The following is an 18,737-nucleotide window of genomic DNA, read 5'->3' on the forward strand; positions in this document are numbered from 1 at the left end:
GGTCAACGCTGCCTATGCCTTACCCGGCAGCTATGGGGACAGAAGAAAGCAAGGATCAGTGTCAGCTCCAGTCAACGAGCAGGTCGAGCTCAACGTCGCACCAGGTTCCGTCGTTCACGTTCGAGACGAGGAGTGGCTCGTTACAGGCGTGGAGCAAACGGGCGACGGCCTCCTCATAAGAGTCCGCGGACTCAGCGAGCTTGTTCGGGACACCACCGCGGCCTTCTATAAGAGCTTGGACGACATCGAAGTCGTCGACCCCGCCGAAGCCATCCCGGTCGCTGACGCGAGCCCCAACTACCGCCGTGCCCGTCTGTGGCTTGAGTCCACACTCCGCAAGACACCCATTCCGCAGGACCATGAGGGCCTCACCGTCTCCACGCGCATGCTCGCTGACAAGCTCGAATACCAGCGCATCGCCGTCGCCCGTGCCCTGGACCCTCAGAACGTCCGTCCCAGAATTCTCATCGCAGACGCCGTCGGCCTCGGCAAGACCCTTGAAATCGGCATGATTCTGAGCGAGCTGGCCCGGCGCGGAAGGGCAGAACGAGTCCTGGTCGTCACGCCCAGGCACGTCCTGGAACAGATGCAGCACGAGCTCTGGTGCCGCTTCGCCCTCCCGTTCGTCCGCCTCGACTCTGCTGGCATCCAAAAGGTCCGCCAGACCCTTCCGGCTACGCGCAACCCATTTACGTATTTCAAGCGCGCCATCATCTCGATCGACACCCTGAAGTCAGCCCGCTACAAGGCGCACCTGCAGAAGATCCGATGGGACGCCGTCGTCATCGACGAATCCCACAACCTCACCAACGCAGGTACGCTCAACAACGAACTCGCGAGGATCCTCGCCCCCAATACCGAGGCCCTTATCCTCGCCTCGGCAACCCCTCACAACGGCAAGCAGGAATCCTTCGCCGAGCTGATCCGCCTCCTTGACCCAACCGCCATCCGTCCGGACGGCACCTTCGACGGAAACGATATTCAGCGCCTCATCATCCGGCGTCACCGCCACAGTCCCGAGGTAGCCGCCGAGGTTGGCGCCAACTGGATGGAGCGCCTCGAACCAGACAACCGCCTGATCGCGGCAAGCCCTGCCGAAAACGCCGTCGCCCAGGAAATCGCAGATACCTGGCTCTATCCCCAAAACGGCTCCAGCCCCTACTCCGGCGCGAACAGCTCCCTCTTCCCCTGGACGCTCGCTAAAGCCTTCCTCTCAAGCCCGGCAGCGCTTCTCGAAACGGTCAAGGAGCGCCTCCGCAAGGTCGCGGACCCGAAGCTGCCAGCAGAGCACCGGGAGCACGAAGCTCTTGAACACCTCAGGGCCCTCGCCGAGGAGTCGCTCAAGAAGCCTTCAGCCAAGTACCAGGAGCTCGCGCAGTACCTGAAGGGAATCGGCGTCGGTCCAAAATCGGGCATGCGCGCCGTCGTCTTTGCCGAGCGGGTCCCCACGCTCATGTGGCTCGAGCGCCACCTGCCCAAGGACCTCGGCCTCAAGCCGGAAAATGTCCGGATCCTGCACGGCGGCCTCAGCGACGTTGAACAGCAGGAGATTGTCGAAAGCTTCAAGCAGGAGTCCTCACCCATCCGCGTGCTTGTCACAGGAGACGTCGCCTCCGAAGGCGTGAACCTGCACAGCCAGTGCCATCACCTCATCCACTTTGACATCCCGTGGTCGCTTATTCGCATTGAGCAGCGCAACGGCCGTATCGACCGGTACGGCCAGAAGAAGAATCCCCAGATCACGACGCTCCTCCTGCACCCGAATCACGAGAAGTTTGCCGGAGACCTCAAGGTCATCACCCGCCTCATGGAGCGCGAGTACGAAGCCCATGGCGCCCTCAACGATGTCGGCTCTCTCATGGGCGAGCACAGCGTTAAGGCCGAGGAAGACGCTATCCTCGCCGTCCTCGCAGGCAAGAAGTCGGAGGACCAGGTCGTGCGGACCGTCGAGGACGTCCTTGACCCGGCCCACACCGACGACGATGCGTTCGACGATTTCGACAGCTTCTTCGAGCAGCTCAGCGCGGACGACGGCGGCGGCTCGCCTCGGGTGCCGACGGACACCGGCGTAGGGCTCTATTCGAGTGAGCTGGAATACCTCGACGACGCCCTCCACGAGGCCTTCGGTAACCCGGAGGAGCCACCCGCCAACGGTGCCGGGGGAGGGGTGAACTGGAGGATCCATGCCCATCACCAGGTCGCAGAACTCGAACCGCCCCGCGACCTCCAGCAGCGGCTCGCCCACCTGCCGCATGGCTACCTCGCCGACCGCAAGGTCACGGAAAAGCTCAAACTGGCCACAACCCTGGACAAGGGCCAGAACGAGCTCGACGCGGCCAAGAAGGCCATTCCGGCGAAGGGTGAGAAGTCCACCACGTGGCCAGAGGCCCACTTCCTCGGCCCGCTACACCCAGTCCTCGAATGGGCCAGCGACCGAGCCCTCGCGTCCATGGCCGGCAACGAGGTTCCCGTGGTCCGCGCCGACGTCGAGGAGCCGAGCATTCTCCTCATGGGCACACTGATGAACCGCCGAGGACAGGTCATTTCCCAAGCGTTCTTCGCCACTCAGGGCGGCAAGCTGTGCATCCCCGAGCAGATCGGCAGTCTCGCCGAGTACCTCCGTGGCATCGGCCTCACCGACAAGTCGATCAACACCGGGCCCGTCGCAGACGCCGGGGCGTACCAGCCTTACATCGCCCGGGCCGTCAAAAACACCACCGGCTCGCTCGACATAACGTTCGAGGCCGCCGCCAAGGCCGCCGATTATCGGCTCGATGAATGGCACGGCCGAGCGGACGCGTGGAGCGAAATTCACGGGCAGGCGCAGCTCCCCGGCATGAGCACGCGGCGCCTCAAAGAGAACAAAGCACGCGTCGAGCAGGAACAGGAGATCGTCGCCTCTCTTGCCCCGGACCGCCGACTCGTACGTCCGCTGCTCGTCGTCGTGCCCCTCAACACCCCAGCGGAAGGAGAGCACTGAGATGCCCTCGTTCGATTCCTTCGTCGTCGGTGAGGACTTCGTCAGTGAGCACTTCTTCACCACGGACACCACCAAGGCCGGCGAGTCCTTCCAATCCGAGGTCCTCAGGCTCCGCAAGCAATGGGACGACACGTCCAAAGAAGGCCACGAGTCCCCGCTGGACCGATTCCGAAAGGCTCGCGGCCAACTCCAGATTGACCTTGGCACCCTCGCCGAGGAGCAGGGCAACGCCTCTCGCGTCTACCGGGACCTACGCCAAGCGCTCGGCTTCCAAGGCACGAGCACCACGTTCAAGGCCGAACGAAGCGGTGCCGAACTCCTGGCGCACAACGTCTGGTCTACCCCGAACAACGACGTCCTCTTCGTTGAAGCCCAGCCGGCCGACTCCCTGGAAGACGCCCTCGCCAAGGACCGCGGCGACCTCCTCCAGAAGCCGCTCGTGGACGACAAGGAAGCCAACTACTCGGCCAGCAAGCTCATCTCCGAGCTCTACCAGACCGACGAGGCCCCGCAGTTCATCGTCCTTATGGCCGGCCGCTGGCTCATCCTGACCGAGCGCGAGCGGTGGCCCGAAGGCCGGTACCTCGCCGCTGACGCCCTGCTCGCCGTCGAACGGAACGACACTAAACGCGGAGGCGAACTGGACCGCTTCCTCGCCGTCTTCGAGCGCGACTCGCTCCACCCGGATGCGAACGCGCAGATCTGGTGGAACAGCGTCATCGAGTCCTCGGTCAAGCACACCGTAGGCGTCTCGAAGGACCTCCGTGAAGGCATCCGGCTCTCCATCGAAATCATCGCCAACGACGTCCTTACGCGCCGCGCCGCAGCCGGGATGTCGAACGACGACGTCGACGGACAGTCGCTTGCACGTCAGTCCCTGCGCTTCCTCTACCGGATCCTGTTCCTGCTCTACGCTGAAGCCTCCCCGGAGATGGGAGTCATCCCCGTCGGCGACGAGCAGTACGACCAGGGCTACGGCCTGGACCGAATCCGCGAGCTCGTCCTCAACCCGATCACCTCGGAAAAGTCCAAACGCGGAACCCACCTTTACGACTCCCTCAACCTCCTCTTCACCTTGGTGAACACGGGACACCGGCCAACGCAGGCAGATGACGCGCTCACCTTCGAGAACCTCGAAGCTGATCTCTTTTCACCGTCCCGAACGGCGGACATCGACGGGGTCAAGCTCGGCAACGCCCCGCTCCAGAAAGTCCTCGAGCACCTCCTGCTGAGCAAGGAGGCCCGCGGCAGGGACCGGGGCTTCATCTCCTACGCCGAGCTCGGCGTCAACCAGCTCGGGGCTGTATACGAGGGACTCATGTCCTACACAGGCTTCATTGCGCAGGAGGACCTCCACGAGGTCGCCAAGGACGGCGACTCGTCGAAGGGCTCATGGGTTGTTCCCGTGACTCGCTCCGCGGAGATCGACGCCAAGCATTTCGTCATGACGCAGGACGAGATCACCGGACAGCCCAAGCCGGTCCTCCACCAGAAAGGCACCTTCGTCTTCCGGCTTGCCGGGCGCGAACGGCAGCAGTCGGCCTCGTACTACACGCCGGAGGTACTGACCAGGTTCGTCGTCTCCCAGGCCCTCGAAGAGTTGCTCGACCAGGACGGTGTGACTACACGTGCGGACGACATCCTCACGCTCACTGTCTGCGAGCCCGCCCTCGGGTCGGGCGCCTTCGCCATCGAGGCCGTGCGCCAGCTCGCTGCACAGTACCTCGAGCGCAAGCAGAAAGAGCTCGACGTCCGCATCCCCGCCGACGAGTACCCGCTCGAGCTGCAGAAGGTGAAGGCGCAAATCGCCCTGCACCAAGTGCACGGAGTGGACCTCAACGCGACGGCGGTCGAGCTCGCCGAGGTCTCCCTGTGGCTGGACACAATGGTGGCAGGTTTGCAGGCGCCGTGGTTCGGCCTCCGGCTTCGCCGCGGCAACTCGCTTATTGGGGCCCGCCGCGCGACATACTCTGCGGGTCAGGTCAGGGACAAGTCCTGGCTCACCTCGTCTCCGCAGGACGCCCCCGTGAGCGGGCTGGTTGCCGGGCTGGGGACGGACGAAGACGATCCCGCCGTGGTCGGACGGATCCACCACTTTCTCCTCCCCGCTCAGGGGTGGGGCGCAGCGTCCGACGCCAAGGAGGTCAAGGACCTCGCCGGCGACGCGCAGAAGGCCCTCGGGGCGTGGCGCAAGTCTCTGCGCGCCAAGCCGACAAAGCAGCAGGTCGACCGCCTGCTCAATCTTTCCCGACGGGTCGAGTCTCTGTGGAAGCTCACGCTGCGCCGCTTTGAGATCGCAGATCAGGAAGCGCGCCGGGAGATCGACTACTTCGGCAAACCGACGGCGCCTAAGCCTGTTGAAACGACACGTGCCGTGACCCGAGCCGAGATTGAAGAGGCAATCAACGACCCAAACGGCGCCTACCAGCGAATCCGTTGCGTGATGGACGCCTGGAACGCATTATGGTTCTGGCCGCTGACCCAGCAAGCCACAAAGGGAGCCGTCCCGCCGAGCCTCGACCAATGGCTCGACGCTCTAGAAGCCCTGCTCGGACGAACCGGTAAGGAATCCCGGATGGTGGGCCAGCGGGCCCTCAGCGCGGGGGCAAACTGGGATGAGCTGAACGATGCCGAGCACGCCGATCTCCAGCTCGCATTGGCGAGGGACGTGGAGGATCTGCGCTCAGAGCATCAGTGGTTGTCCGTATGCGACCGCGTGGCTCGAGACCAGGGATTCTTCCACTGGGAGCTGGACTTCGCCTCCGTCTTCGGACGCGGCGGTTTTGATCTGCAGGTGGGAAATCCGCCGTGGGTCAGGCCGCGTTCTGACGAGGCCGCGCTCCTTGCAGAAGGCGATCCATGGTGGCAGCTTGCTGAGAAGCCTACACAGGCTCAGATTCGTGCGAGGCGTGAGGCAACACTGTCCCTTGATGGAATGCGTGAGTACTTCGTCGACACCGCGGTCGTCACCCCTCAGGTGGCCGAGTTCCTCGGTGCCCCGACTGTGTATCCGCTCCTAGCGGGGCTTCAGCCGGATCTTTACCGCGTGTTCATGGAGCGGGTTTGGAAGTCAGCCTCACATAAGGGCGCGGCCGCCTTGTTGCACCCGGAATCGCATTTCACTGAAAAGAAAGCGGCCTCCCTCCGGGCAGAGACATATCGGCGGCTGCGGCGCCACTGGCAATTCATTAACGAGCTGTCACTGTTCGAGATCCACCACTTGGTCTCGTATGGGGTTCATGTCTACGGCCCCCGTCGAGACAGCCCACGGTTCAAGATGGCGGCATCCCTCTATCATCCGGATACGGTTGTGCGTTCGCTCGCGCATGACGGCCAAGGACCGGTACCCGGGCTAAAGGACGACGAGGGCAACTGGGACCTTCGGCCCCATCCCGAACGCATCCTCGACGTCGACGAGTCGATCCTCGCAGTGTGGGCGGACATCCTCGACGAGCCGGGGACGCCACCGGTTCAAGCGCGTATGGTTTACCCCGTGAACCGCGGCAGCTCCCAGGTTCTCCTAAAGCTCAGTAGGGCTCCGCGTGTTCGCGAGCTGGGCCTCCAGTATTCGCGCGGCTGGGATGAGTCGATCGATCGCAAGAAGGGCTATTTCGAGGTCGGATCTGCCGTGCCCGATTCTTGGGACGATGTGATCCTGCAGGGGCCGCACTTCACAGTGGCCAACCCGTTCGCGAAGCAGCCCAACCCAACGATGAAAAACAACCTCGACTGGACTGAGATCGACCTGGAAGCCCTCCCCGAGGACTTCATCCCTCGCACCAGTTTCCAGCCTGATGACGATCGGACCCGCTACAACTCTGACTACGGATTCTGGGCGCGGGGTGACAATGAGCTCGTGAGCGTTAGATCGACATATAGAGTCGTCTGGCGATCGATGGCAAATACAGTGAGCGAACGGACACTTCGCGCCGCAGTGGTCCCGCCGGGAACTGCTCACGTACACGCGGTTCGCGCTGCGGCGTTTGCTGCTGAAAACGAGTCGCGGCTGTTGAGCGTCATTGCGTCCTTGAACTTTATCGGCGCCGACTTGCAGATCCGCTCTTCCGTCGGCTCTGAGATTAGCGCCACGGCCGTCGGACAAGTCCCTGTCGTCCCAATGGAGCACCCGCTCTACATGGAAATTGTCGAACGCACTGCTCGGCTCACGTGCCTGACTTCCTCTTATGCCGCGCTGTGGAACTCAGTAATGCCTGATCCGTGGTCGCTCTCAAGTCCTGTGCGTAGTGCCTCTAATCGTCGACTTCTGTCGATCGAGCTGGACGCCGCGCTGGCGATTGTATATGGGATAACCATTGATGAACTGTGCGTCATCTACGGGTCTCAGTTCCCAGTCTTACGAGGATACGAGCGTAAGGATCTGTATGACGCAAACGGTCGTAAGGTCCCGGGGGGAATCGCTCGTCAGTTTCTGACGCACGGTGAGGAACTGACGCTCGAGGAGCGGACATGGACGCATCCACAGAGCCAGACGGAGTACGTCTTCGAGTTCCCATTTGTCTCCTTCGACCGTGAAAAGGATATGCGCAAGGCCTACTCCCACTTCGAGAAGCTCTTGGCGGAGAAGAGCTGATGGCAGTCCTCCTGCCAACACATCAAGTCGAGGAACTTCAGGTCGGGCTGATCGACTACCTGTCCACTACATTCGCCCTTACCGATCGGGATGCTCGCAACGGCCTGCAGGGATTCCTCGAGGATCCACAAGACGGGATATTCAAGGGTCCGTTCGTGCGGCTCAGGCTGCCCTTCGAACCTGCTGCCGAAGGGTGGCGGGATTGCCTCGACTGGTACAAGGGCTTTGCGCCTTATGGACATCAGGCGCTGGCATTTCAGAGACTGACATCTATGCCAGATGTGTCGACAGACTCAACCACCGTGAGCAGCGCATTCCGCCGTCCGGAACCAACTTTGGTCACTACCGGCACAGGTTCCGGCAAAACAGAGTCATTCCTCTACCCGATCATTGACCACGTACTTCGGGCCAAGGCTGCGGGCATAACAGGCATGAAGGCGCTCATCCTCTACCCGATGAACGCCCTCGCAAACGACCAGGCGCAGCGCCTCGCCGCCCTGCTCACCGAGAACCCTGAACTCGGCGGCATCACGGCCGGCATCTACACGGGTCAGAAGGACGGCCAGAAGCACACGAAGGTTTCCGCCGCCGGGCTCATCAACACCCGCGAGATCTTCCGCAGCGAAGCACCGGATATCCTCCTGACCAACTACAAAATGCTGGATATGCTCCTGCTCCGCAGCGAGGACGCGTCGATCTGGGAGCAGTCCGCAGTCTCCCTGCAATACGTGGTCCTCGATGAGTTCCACACCTACGACGGCGCCCAGGGCACCGACGTCGCAATGCTCCTGCGCCGCCTCGGCCTCGCCCTCAAGAGCCATTGGCCCAAGGACCTCAGCACAGTTCCGCACGGCCCGACTGAGGAGGACCGGGCCCGTCCGCTGGGCCGCATAACACCCGTCGCGACCTCTGCGACACTCGGCGCAAAGGGCGAGTCCGAGCCCATGCTCCGCTTTGCCCAGACTGTCTTCGGAGAAACCTTCCCTGACGACGCGGTCGTTACCGAGTCCCGGCTCAGCATCGATGCTTGGTGCGAGGCCTGGGCCGGTGATCCTGCCGCTGAGATGGCCCGTGTTGCCGAAGGTATTGAGGACACCGGCAAGGCCATCGAGGCGGTCCTCGGCGCAGGAGCCGAAGACACTAACGCCGTGATCATCGAGCATGTCTCCCAGCTCCTCTTCGGCGAACAGCCAGCGGACCTCCTCGGCGCCATCCGCAAGCATCCGCTCACCCGCGCAGTGCTCCACGAGGCGACCGACGCCGTCGTCCTCTCCGACCTGGCCGAGAGCGTCTTCGGCGAGTTCAACTCCTCAGGCGGGCCCCGCCGCCGCGCTACTCTCGCCGAGCGGCACGCCGAGTTCATGGCCCACTTCCTCGCCCTCCTGAGCCATGCCCGCGCGGTCCCCGAACCCAACCGCAACGCCATCTCCGTTGAGACGCACCTCTGGGTGCGTGAGCTGTCCCGCCTCGACAAGTCGGTGGACGGTGAGCACCATTACCGCTGGGGCGACGACGGCCCCCACACCGACCGGACCCTCTACCTTCCTGCAGTCTTCTGCCGCCACTGCGGCCGCTCCGGCTGGGGCGCCGTCCTTGGCCCCACAGGAACGGACCTCGAGAACGACGACTCGAAGATCCGCCGCGAGCAGGCCACCGGCAACCCGCGATTCCGCGCGCTAATCCACGCCCCCAACGAGGACGCCCTCCGCGCCGAGAAAGGCGAGATCGCCGACAGCCTCGTCTGGCTCGATACGGTCAACCGCGGCATCCTGCACGAGCCGCCCGCCGAGGACACCGCCGAGGCCCACGAGGGCCACATCGTCCCAGTCCTCATGCTCCGGGGCCAGGACGCGGACGACGACTCCAAGCGCGAGGTCTGCCCTGCCTGCCAAACGGCGGACGGCATCCGCTTCCTGGGCAGCGCCATCGCCACCATGCTCTCCGTGAGCATCTCAAACCTCTTCGGCGCCGATGGCCTCGATTCGGGGGAGAAGAAGGCCCTCGTCTTTACCGACAGTGTCCAGGACGCCGCCCACCGTGCCGGCTTCGTTCAAGCCCGTTCGCACATCCTCACCCTGCGAGCCGCCTTCCGCAATGCGCTCGAGGCTGTTGCACCGGACGGGGGAGTCGTCACCCTCAAGCAGCTGGTCGACAGGGCACTTGCGGACGCCGCCACTCCCGTCCGCAAGTACCAGCTCATCGCCCCCGACTACGCCGACAGGCCGCAGTTCCGCGCCTACTGGGATCCGGAGGTCAACGCCCAGGAGAAGCGGAACGCGACCCGCAACGCGGAGAAGCGCGTCCTTTTCGACGCCTCCCTTGAGTTCGGCCTCCAGTCCCGCCTCGGCCGCACCCTCGAGCTCACCGGCAGCATTGTCGCCGAAACCGATGCCGGGACAGCCCCCGCGATGCTCGCGGCCGCGCGTACTGCGCTCGAGGCGGTGCCCGGCACCCTTGGTCTCGAAGACCAGCTCACCGACGACGGTGCGCTGCTCGCTTGGGTGCGCGGCGTCGTCGAACGTGTCCGTACCCAGGGCGGCATCCGCCACCGGTGGCTCAACGACTACATGGTCGAGGCGGGGGAGAAGGCCCAGCGCTGGAAGGTGTGGGGCGGCCGGCGCCGCAGCGAGGGTATGCCCGCCTTCCCTGCCGGGCGGTCCAAGCCAGCCTTCCCGCGGCTCGGCGGCGGAGACCCCGGCTACATGGACCCGATAGCCCAAGCCCAAAGCTGGTACACGCGCTGGACCTCGCTGTGCCTCAACATCCCGAAGGCGGACGCCCCCTTTGTGGCCAAGGCCCTCTTCAGTCAGCTCGCTTGCCAAGGCGTGCTCGAGACCGTGCAGGCCAAGGACGGCGCCACGATCTTTGCACTTCCCACCGACCGGATCCTCCTGCAGGCACCCACCGGCGAGGGCCTCGGCGCCGGCCGCCACTTCCTCGCGTGCTCCGTGTGCCGCGCGGTTACACCGGGTTCCGCGACTGTGGTGGACCAGCTCGACGGTGCGCACTGTCTATATGTTCGATGTCCCGGCCGGCTCGCACGGCAGCCCGAGGAGGAAAACTTCTATCTCAAGCTGTACGGAGCGCGGGAGCCGAAGCGCGTCGTCGCCAAGGAGCACACGTCACTGCTGCCTGATGAGGAGCGGGTGCGCGCCGAGAATGAGTTCAAAGCCTCAGTCCAGACGCCGCAGGCACCCAACGTACTGGTCGCGACACCCACTCTGGAGATGGGCATCGATATCGGTGACCTTTCCTGCGTCATGCTCGCCTCCCTCCCCACGTCCGTTGCTTCCTACTTGCAGCGAGTGGGGCGCGCCGGCCGCCTGACAGGGAACTCACTTGTCCTTGCCTACGCGCGCGGCCGCGGAGAGCACCTGCCCAAGCTTCACGACCCGCTGTCTGTGATCAACGGGCAAGTCCGCCCGCCTGCCACATTTCTTGACGCCGAGGAGATCCTGCAAAGGCAGTACCTCGCCCACCTGGTGGACACGTTCGCGCGCGACGCCGGCCGTCCTCATCCGCGGAAGGCCGCCGGCGCACTCGCCGGCGACGGACCTGGAACCTTTCTGGGAGATTTGATCGAGACCGCTCACTCCAATGCGGAGGAATATATCAGCGAGTTCCTCGGCCAGTTCGGGGATCTTCTCGCTCCCGATAGCGCCGCTAGGCTCCGGGAATGGGCTGCCCCCCGGGCTGACGGGTCGAGTGAGCTCGCCGAGCACGTGGTGCGGGCCGCCAGGCTGTGGGCCGACGACTGCGACGAACTCAAGGCCCGCATCGACGATATCGAGAAGGCGATGCCGGAGCTCAAGGCCATGGCGGAGTCTAACGCCGCCACGGACGAAGACAAACGGGCGCCCAAGTCCGCCGAGGCAACACAACGAATGCTGCGGGGACAGCTCTTCGCCCTGCGTGACGAATATTGGATCTCCGTGCTCGAGAAGTACGGTCTACTGCCGAACTACACGCTCCTCGACGACTCGGTGAACCTTGACATCGGCGTGACCTGGCAGGAGGTTGAAACGCAGGACTACGTCACCGAGACGATCTCGCTGCAGCGCGGCGCTGCTATAGCGATCAATGAGCTTGCCCCGGGTGCGACTTTCTACTCGCGTGGCCTCGAGGTAAAGATCGACGCCGTGGACCTCGGCCCACAGCAGAGCCACATCCAGCGCTGGCAGGCATGCCCGGAGTGCGGGTGGATACACACCGAGGTGGACGCCGCAGGTCCGGTTAAGTCGTGTGGCCGGTGCCATCTCGGCGGTATCGCCGACGTAAGCCAGCAATTCGACGTTGTGGTCATGAAGAACGTCTCAGCAGAGGTGCGCCGGGACGAGGTGGCCATCGGTGATCGCTCTGACCAACGTGTCAAGGAACGCTTCAATACGCTCCTCGCAGCGGACATCGATCCCGAGCACCTCACCGAGGAATGGTTCCTCGAGGACTTTGAGTTCGGCGCCAAATACGCGAACCGGGTACAGCTCAGGTGGCTCAACCTGGGACGCGCCTCTGCCAACGCCGCGCCCCGGATTATCGCTGGCAACGAGTCCAAGGCGCCGCTGTTTCGGGTCTGTTCGTACTGCGGCAAGCTGGACTCCGCCGGGCGTGCAAACAACCCTGATGAGCACCGCTTCTGGTGCAAGTACCGGAAGTCCGGCGACGAGCACGTGGCAGAGGTGGCGCTCGCACGTGTCCTCGCGACGCAAGGGGTTGCACTTCGCCTCCCGGCGGGTCGCGTCCTGGGGGATGATTTTGCCCTCCCCAGCCTGACCGCTGCGTTACTCCTCGGCCTCCGTGAAGTGATCGGTGGCTCCCCGGACCACATCGCCGCAGTGCCAATCAACGAGCCTGCCGACGGGGGCACCACCGTCTCTCTGCTGTTGCATGACAAAGTCCCCGGCGGGACTGGCTACCTCGCCGAATTCGCCAAACCGGAGAAGGTATGGAACCTTCTGCGGGCCGCATGGGATGTGGTGCGGAACTGCGATTGCCGCGACGAGGAGCGCCTCGCGTGCCACCGCTGCCTCCTTCCCTTCGCGTCCCCTTGGAACGTGGATAAGGTGGCCCGCGTGACCGCGGAGCGTCTCCTGCGCAGCATCCTGGCCGGGCACGACGGGGTCCTCGACGACGGTGATCCCACCTTCGACGGCTGGACCGTGACCAAGGTTCCCCCGCCTGCGCCAGCACTGGAGTCACACCTCGAGGTCAAGTTCCGTAAGGCACTCGTGGACAGGCTGTCCGCCGTCGGTGCCAACGTTAAGGTCACCCCCGGTCTTCGCGCCGACAAGGTGGAGTTCCGCCTACCGGGCGCCAAACACATCTGGTGGCTCGAACCCCAGGTCGACATTCACGGCACGCGACCTGACTTCGTCCTCTCCACGGCGGACCCGAACATCCCAAAGATGGCTATCTACACCGACGGCTACATATTCCACGCGTCGCCTGAGCACAATAGGGTGGCCGACGATGCGGCCAAACGGGAGGCTCTTAGGGCGGTTGGTGTTGTCCCATGGGCGGTCACTTGGGAGGATATCGATACCTTTTCCGGCGACGGGCAGTCGGTGCCCCCGTGGTTCACTGACAAGGCTGCGAGCATGGTGCAAAACGGGACGACGCCGCTTCAGCCCGCGCTGCTTGCCGCCGTCAAGTCCGATGCCATGAGCCAGCTGTGGCAGTGGATCCGGGAGCCAAACAGGGACGCCTGGGCGGACCTGTCCGATGCCATCCCCATGCTCATGCTGGGCAAGTGCAGCCCGTTTAAGAAATCCATTGTGGACCTTCCGGCCTTCGTGCAGGCCACCCTGGATGACCCGGACGCGGCGCCTGAGCTGGGGGAGGGGCGCGCATGGATGTATGCGGAAGGTCCTCTCCGGTGTGCCGCAAACCTGACCTCGCCGCTCATGGTGAGCGCCGACGTCGTGCTCGTCCTTGATGGACGGGATGAAGCAGTAGCGCAGCCGGGATACAAAAAGGTGTGGCGCGAATGGCTGCGCCTGAGCAACCTGCTCGGATTCAGGCGGACAGCCCCGGCTATCGGCGCGGTTACTCTGGCTATGCCCTCGGTCCCGGTCATTGTGGAACCTGGAGCACTGGGTAAGTACCTCCGGCCGGAATGGCAGGACCTCATCGACATGGCGACGCCTGCAGAGCACAAACTGTTGGGTGTGCTCGCCGAAGTCGACGAGTTGCCGCTGCCGGAGCTCGGTTACGAGCTTGACGATGGGACACCGCTGGACATTGCATGGCCGGAGCACAAACTGGCTGTCGTCTTCGATCCAGCGGGCGAGTATGAAGGCTGGACACTTATGGCCGGCGATGCTGCACAAGTTTTGAAAGCATTTAAGTTGAAGGAGAACGACTGATGGCATCGGTAACCCTGATGAAGGGGGCCAACAAGGTCGACGGGTCGCTCAAGGGCAAGGTCCTGGACTTCCTCTACAAGCTTCAGGAAGACGACACTTCGCCTGGCCTCCACATCGAGCCGATGAAGACCTACAAGGACTCCCGGGCGCGCACAGGCCGCGTTGACCAGCAGTTCCGGGCGGTGCTTTTTAAGCTGAATGCCGGGACTGAACCGCATTACGTCTATGCGGGCACTTTTAACCACGACGAGGCGATCAAGAAGGCGCAGACGAGCATTCTGACCGTCAACCCTGTTAGTGGCATCGCGGAACTCATCAGCGCACCTGCTGAGGGCTCAGCGCCCCCTCAGCCGGCCGCCGTTGTTCCCCCTGCAGCGACGGGTCCCGCATATGAGAACGGCCTCCAAAAGGCCGGGTACACGCCGTCGTACCTTTTCGAGGAGCTGGGCATCCCCGAACGGACAGGTGCAGCTGCGATTGGCGCAGCTTCTGTGGAAGCGTTCGAACTGGTGGTCACGGACGACGCAGTCCCAGAATGGCAGGGTCTTGCCCTTATTGACCTTGAGGCAGGGAAGTCCCTCCAGGAAGTCAAAGAAGGCCTGGGGATTGGCGACTACATCGATGACCCCACGAAGTCCGATGATGAGAAGCTTGCCGAGGCGCTCAAGCACCCTGCCTCGAAGCTTGAATTCACGTATGCCGAGGGGTTCGAAGACCTCGAGTACGTCATCAACAACGAGAGTTTTCAGGACTGGCTGGTATTCCTGCACCCGGCCCAGGCCCAGTACGCGGTCAAGGACCGCAACGGGGCCTTCCGGCTTTCCGGCGGGGCGGGTACGGGCAAAACTGTGGTGGCGATCCATCGCGCCAAACACTTGGCAGACCAGTACCCGGACTCGCGCATCCTTTTGACCACCTTTACGAAGACGCTGGCCGATAGCCTTGCTCAAAACGTGGGGCGTCTGGATCCAGGGCTGAAGCAGAGCGACAAGCTGGGTGAAGCCCCGGTGACTGTAGCCGGCATCGACTCTGTCGCTGCCCAGGTCTGGTCAAAGGCGTCGCCCGAGGAACAAGCCAGCGCATTTAGCGCGGTGCTTGGGACTCCTGATGCCGCGGCGACGAGCCGCTCCAGTGACAAGGACTGGGGCGAGGCCCTTGAGCAAGTGGAGCACAAGCTCGAGCCCGCTCTGGCGAACCCCACATTCCTCGCGCAGGAGTACCTGTCCATCGTCCTTGCGAATTCAGTGACTGGCAGGGACGGGTACCTGACCGTTCCGCGAGGAGGTCGCGGGACGGCCTTGAACCGGATGAAACGGATCGAGGTTTGGAAGGTCATTGAGGCTTATCGCCGGATCTGCCGGAGCAAGGGAGCCGTGAGCTACCCCGAACTCGCAGCACTGGCCGCTGCGGTCCTTGATCACCGGGCCGCTGGGGGAGGCGACCGCCCCTTCGACCACGTCATTGTTGATGAGGCTCAAGATTTTCACGGCGGCCACTGGCTCCTGCTGCGTGCACTGGTGGCGCCTGGTGCCAACGACTTGTTCATTGCGGAGGACTCCCACCAGCGGATCTATGGGCAGAAGGTGCCCCTCAGCCGATTCGGCATCCAAATCGTGGGGCGCTCACGGCGTCTGACGCTCAACTACCGGACGACGGCCCAGAACCTTGCTTTCGCCGTCGGCCTCCTCTCCGGGATTCCGTTCACTGACATTGAGGACACCGCGGAGCAATCCTCAGACTACCGGTCCGCTAGAAGCGGGCCGCACCCCCAGCTCGAGGGTAAGGAGTCGCTCTCCAAGGAGCTCGATAACGCCGCTGATTGGGTCAAGGCGTGGACAGCCGATCCAGAATTCGCCCCGGAGACTATCGGCGTACTCGTGCGCTCAGGCAAGCAGGTGGACTTCGTCGTCAGCGGACTGCTTGAGCGTGGAGTCTCTGCCCAGAAAGTCTCCGGTGACAAAGAGGCCCATTCTGGCGAACCGGTCGTGATGACCATGCACCGGGCAAAGGGCATGGAGTTTTCCAAGATCATCCTCTTCGGCGTGGGGGAGGCGAACATGCCTCTGCAATGGGCGCTGAAGGATCTCGGTGACGCCGAGAAATCGGATGCGCTGTTGCAGGAGCGGTCATTGTTGTACGTGGCGGCGACGCGGGCGCGGGATGAACTGGTGGTCTCGTGGAACGGGAAACCGTCGGGACTGCTCGGAGTTAGTTACTAGCCGGGACGCTACTGAACCGGGGGCCAGCGTGGGGCGTTTACGTTGCGAATTTACCTGCTCACAACGCATGGCTTTCTACAATTGTCGCCCGCTCCAGCTACATTATTGTGACTGAGCAAGAACGGCCCATTGGGGCCGACAAAACTGGGGGCAATAGTGGGTGTAGACGCCGGCGTCGGATCTCTCTCTAAGGCAGCTGAACTTCAACGGGAGCAATCCTACTTCGATCGGGCGAAGCAATACCGTGACAGCCAGGACGCAGCGTGGTCCCTGTCTACGGCTTCGGCGGGTTCAGCCGTTGAACGGCGCGCCTATAAGCAAGCCATGGAGAAACGCAGGGTTGCCTCCCCTGATGACCCGATTGCACTTTCGCGCATTGACTTTGAAGACGGCGACAAACTGTATATCGGTAAGGTTGCCATCTTCGATGAGGACAAGAATCTCCTGGTCGTCAACTGGCAGGCCCCAGCCGCGGCGGTAGCTAACCAGGCCTCTATACAAGATCCCATGGGGCTGCGCAGCAAGCGGGTCTTCGACGCGCCAGCCAACAAGATTCTCGATTTCGAAGACATAGTCTTCAAAGCATTGGCTGAAGCCGTTAGCGAGCTCGACGAGCACACCTATACGGGGGATGCCCTCCTGCAGGCGTTAAGCCGCAAGCGCGGCTCAGAGATGACGGATATCGTCAAGACGATCCAGGCGGCTCAAGACAAGCTCGTGCGCGCGGACCCGGACCAGCTCCTTGTCATACAGGGCGGCCCTGGCACTGGCAAGACGGCTGTGGCCCTTCATCGTGTCTCCTGGCTCCTCTTCAACTATCAGGACGACTTGCCGCCAGAGGATGTCTTGGTCGTCGGACCCAACCCGACTTTCACCAAGTACATCCGAAGGGTTTTGCCCGATCTTGGAGACGACGATGTCGTCCAGCAGGCACTGCAGAACCTCTTGTCCAACGACGTGCGTGTCAGCGGGGAAGACTCAACTGAGACGGCGAAGGTTAAAGGCTCGGCACGTATGAGCCAGGTCTTAAAAAGCGGGCTGAAGCAACGCATCCGAGTTCCGGCCGCGGATGTGCGAATTCAGCGAAGAAATACCGTCCTTACTGTCTCCATTCCTGCAAACTCCGTCGTCGACGTCTTGAATAACATGCAATTCGAGACATTTGCTGATGGCCGGCGGCGCTTCAGGCAGCGGCTCGTCGAGCTGTGCGCCCCTTTGCTTGGCAACATCCGTCAGGTGGCTCCGGAACAATTTCTCGACATCCGAGCTCTTGAAGCGGAAGTCGAAAAGATTTGGCCACAGATCACCCCGCAGCAGTACCTGCGGGAACTCCTTGGTTCTAAGGAACGGCTGAAGCGGGCTGCCTACGGTCACCTGACGTCGGAAGAGATCGAGCTGTTGTACAGGCAGCAATCAGACAAAGTAGGAGATGAGCCTTGGACCATCGCCGATCTTGCCCTGCTCGATGAGGCGCAGGCCCTAATGCGCGAGTCACCACGCACATACGGACATATTGTGGTGGACGAAGCACAAGACCTGTCCAAGATGCAGCTTCGCGCCATCCGAAGACGTTCCAAAAACGGATCGATGACTGTAGTCGGTGACATAGCCCAATCGACCGGGCCGTATTCACGCGACTCCTGGGACGACGTAGTGCAGATTCTCAGTGAGGCCACAGCAGACAGCACGGGCACCCGCGTGGTGGAGCTTGAGCACGGCTATCGGGTACCGAAGCAGGTCTTTGACATCGCCCTGCCGGTTCTCCAGTCAGCCGCCCCTTCCATAACTCCTCCGCGGATCTTGAGGGACGTTGACTACGAGCCGCGCTTCGTTGGGGCCTATCGGGAGGACCTGGCCCACGAGGTATCGCGCTGCGTATTCACCCACAGTGGACGGGGCCGCTTTGTGGGTGTGATCGCCCCGACATACTTATGGCCTGAGCTTAGAGCCGCGTTCCGAAGTGATGATTTGCAGTGGAGCGAATCAACCGAAGGTGAGCTGTCCACCGCCATCAATCTTGTTACGCCTGAGGATGCCAAGGGGCTCGAGTTTGACGCCGTCCTGGTGGTTGATCCGGCGGGAATCCTGGCAATGCCGCATGGCGAACGCATGCTGTACATCGCACTGACCCGAACAACTACTCATCTGGACGTGATCTATCCCGCCGGCTCGTTGCCGCCGATTCTTGGTGGACCCGACGAACCTCAGTCGCCAAGAGCGCTTGACCCTGAACAACCGCGACAGCCATCAGAATCCGACTTAACCACATTTGGCGATCCAGCTCCCGGAGCCGACTCAGCTTTCCCTGATGTCGCATCTAGTGTCACGCCGGTAGATAACCCAGTTTCCGACGTCGTCCCATCCTTGGCAGTTGTCGGTGCCCCGGATAGTTTTGCGGGCACGGAGCTGTCCCGCCTGGATGGAATGCAGCAGGCGATGGCTGAGCATTGGGCCAAGTTTTTCGCGTCCCAGCTGCGGGATAACGTGCCTCCCAAGTTGGTTCCAGCTGTCGTCGAAGAGCTGGCCCGGCTTGCTTCGGAAAAGTGATAACTCGGCAGAACTTGACTCAAAATTGAGGCTGCAGC

Annotated in this window: 5 protein-coding genes; all 5 read left to right on the top strand. The window is 62.8% G+C overall.

All coding sequences use genetic code 11. The features are described 5' to 3' along the window. Positions 1-58: 58 nt before the first annotated feature. Complete coding sequence (locus ACEN9K_RS06465; RefSeq protein ID WP_495635399.1) at positions 59-2,980, top strand: helicase-related protein; 2,922 nt, start codon at positions 59-61, stop codon at positions 2,978-2,980. A 1-nt stretch (position 2,981) separates the two neighbouring features. Beyond that, the gene (locus ACEN9K_RS06470; protein WP_495635400.1) at positions 2,982-7,571 is read left to right on the top strand and encodes an Eco57I restriction-modification methylase domain-containing protein; all 4,590 of its coding nucleotides are present in this window, start codon (positions 2,982-2,984) and stop codon (positions 7,569-7,571) included. Between the two features lie 302 nt (positions 7,572-7,873). Next, on the top strand, positions 7,874-13,933 hold the full coding sequence (locus ACEN9K_RS06475; protein ID WP_495635401.1) for a DEAD/DEAH box helicase: 6,060 nt from the start codon (positions 7,874-7,876) through the stop codon (positions 13,931-13,933). Continuing rightward, on the top strand, positions 13,933-16,152 hold the full coding sequence (locus ACEN9K_RS06480) for a 3'-5' exonuclease (protein ID WP_495635402.1): 2,220 nt from the start codon (positions 13,933-13,935) through the stop codon (positions 16,150-16,152). The genes ACEN9K_RS06475 and ACEN9K_RS06480 overlap by 1 nt, the downstream gene beginning before the upstream one ends. Before the next feature lie 156 nt (positions 16,153-16,308). Continuing rightward, on the top strand, positions 16,309-18,699 hold the full coding sequence (locus ACEN9K_RS06485; protein WP_495635403.1) for a HelD family protein: 2,391 nt from the start codon (positions 16,309-16,311) through the stop codon (positions 18,697-18,699). Positions 18,700-18,737: the final 38 nt, after the last annotated feature.

It is taken from the genome of Pseudarthrobacter sp. Pseusp20 (genome assembly GCF_059492155.1).

Excerpts from the sequence above, each read along its gene's own strand:
- ACEN9K_RS06470 (WP_495635400.1), top strand. The coding sequence starts at position 2,982 with ATGCCCTCGTTCGATTCCTTCGTCGTCGGTGAGGACTTCGTCAGTGAG.
- ACEN9K_RS06480 (WP_495635402.1), top strand. The coding sequence starts at position 13,933 with ATGGCATCGGTAACCCTGATGAAGGGGGCCAACAAGGTCGACGGGTCG.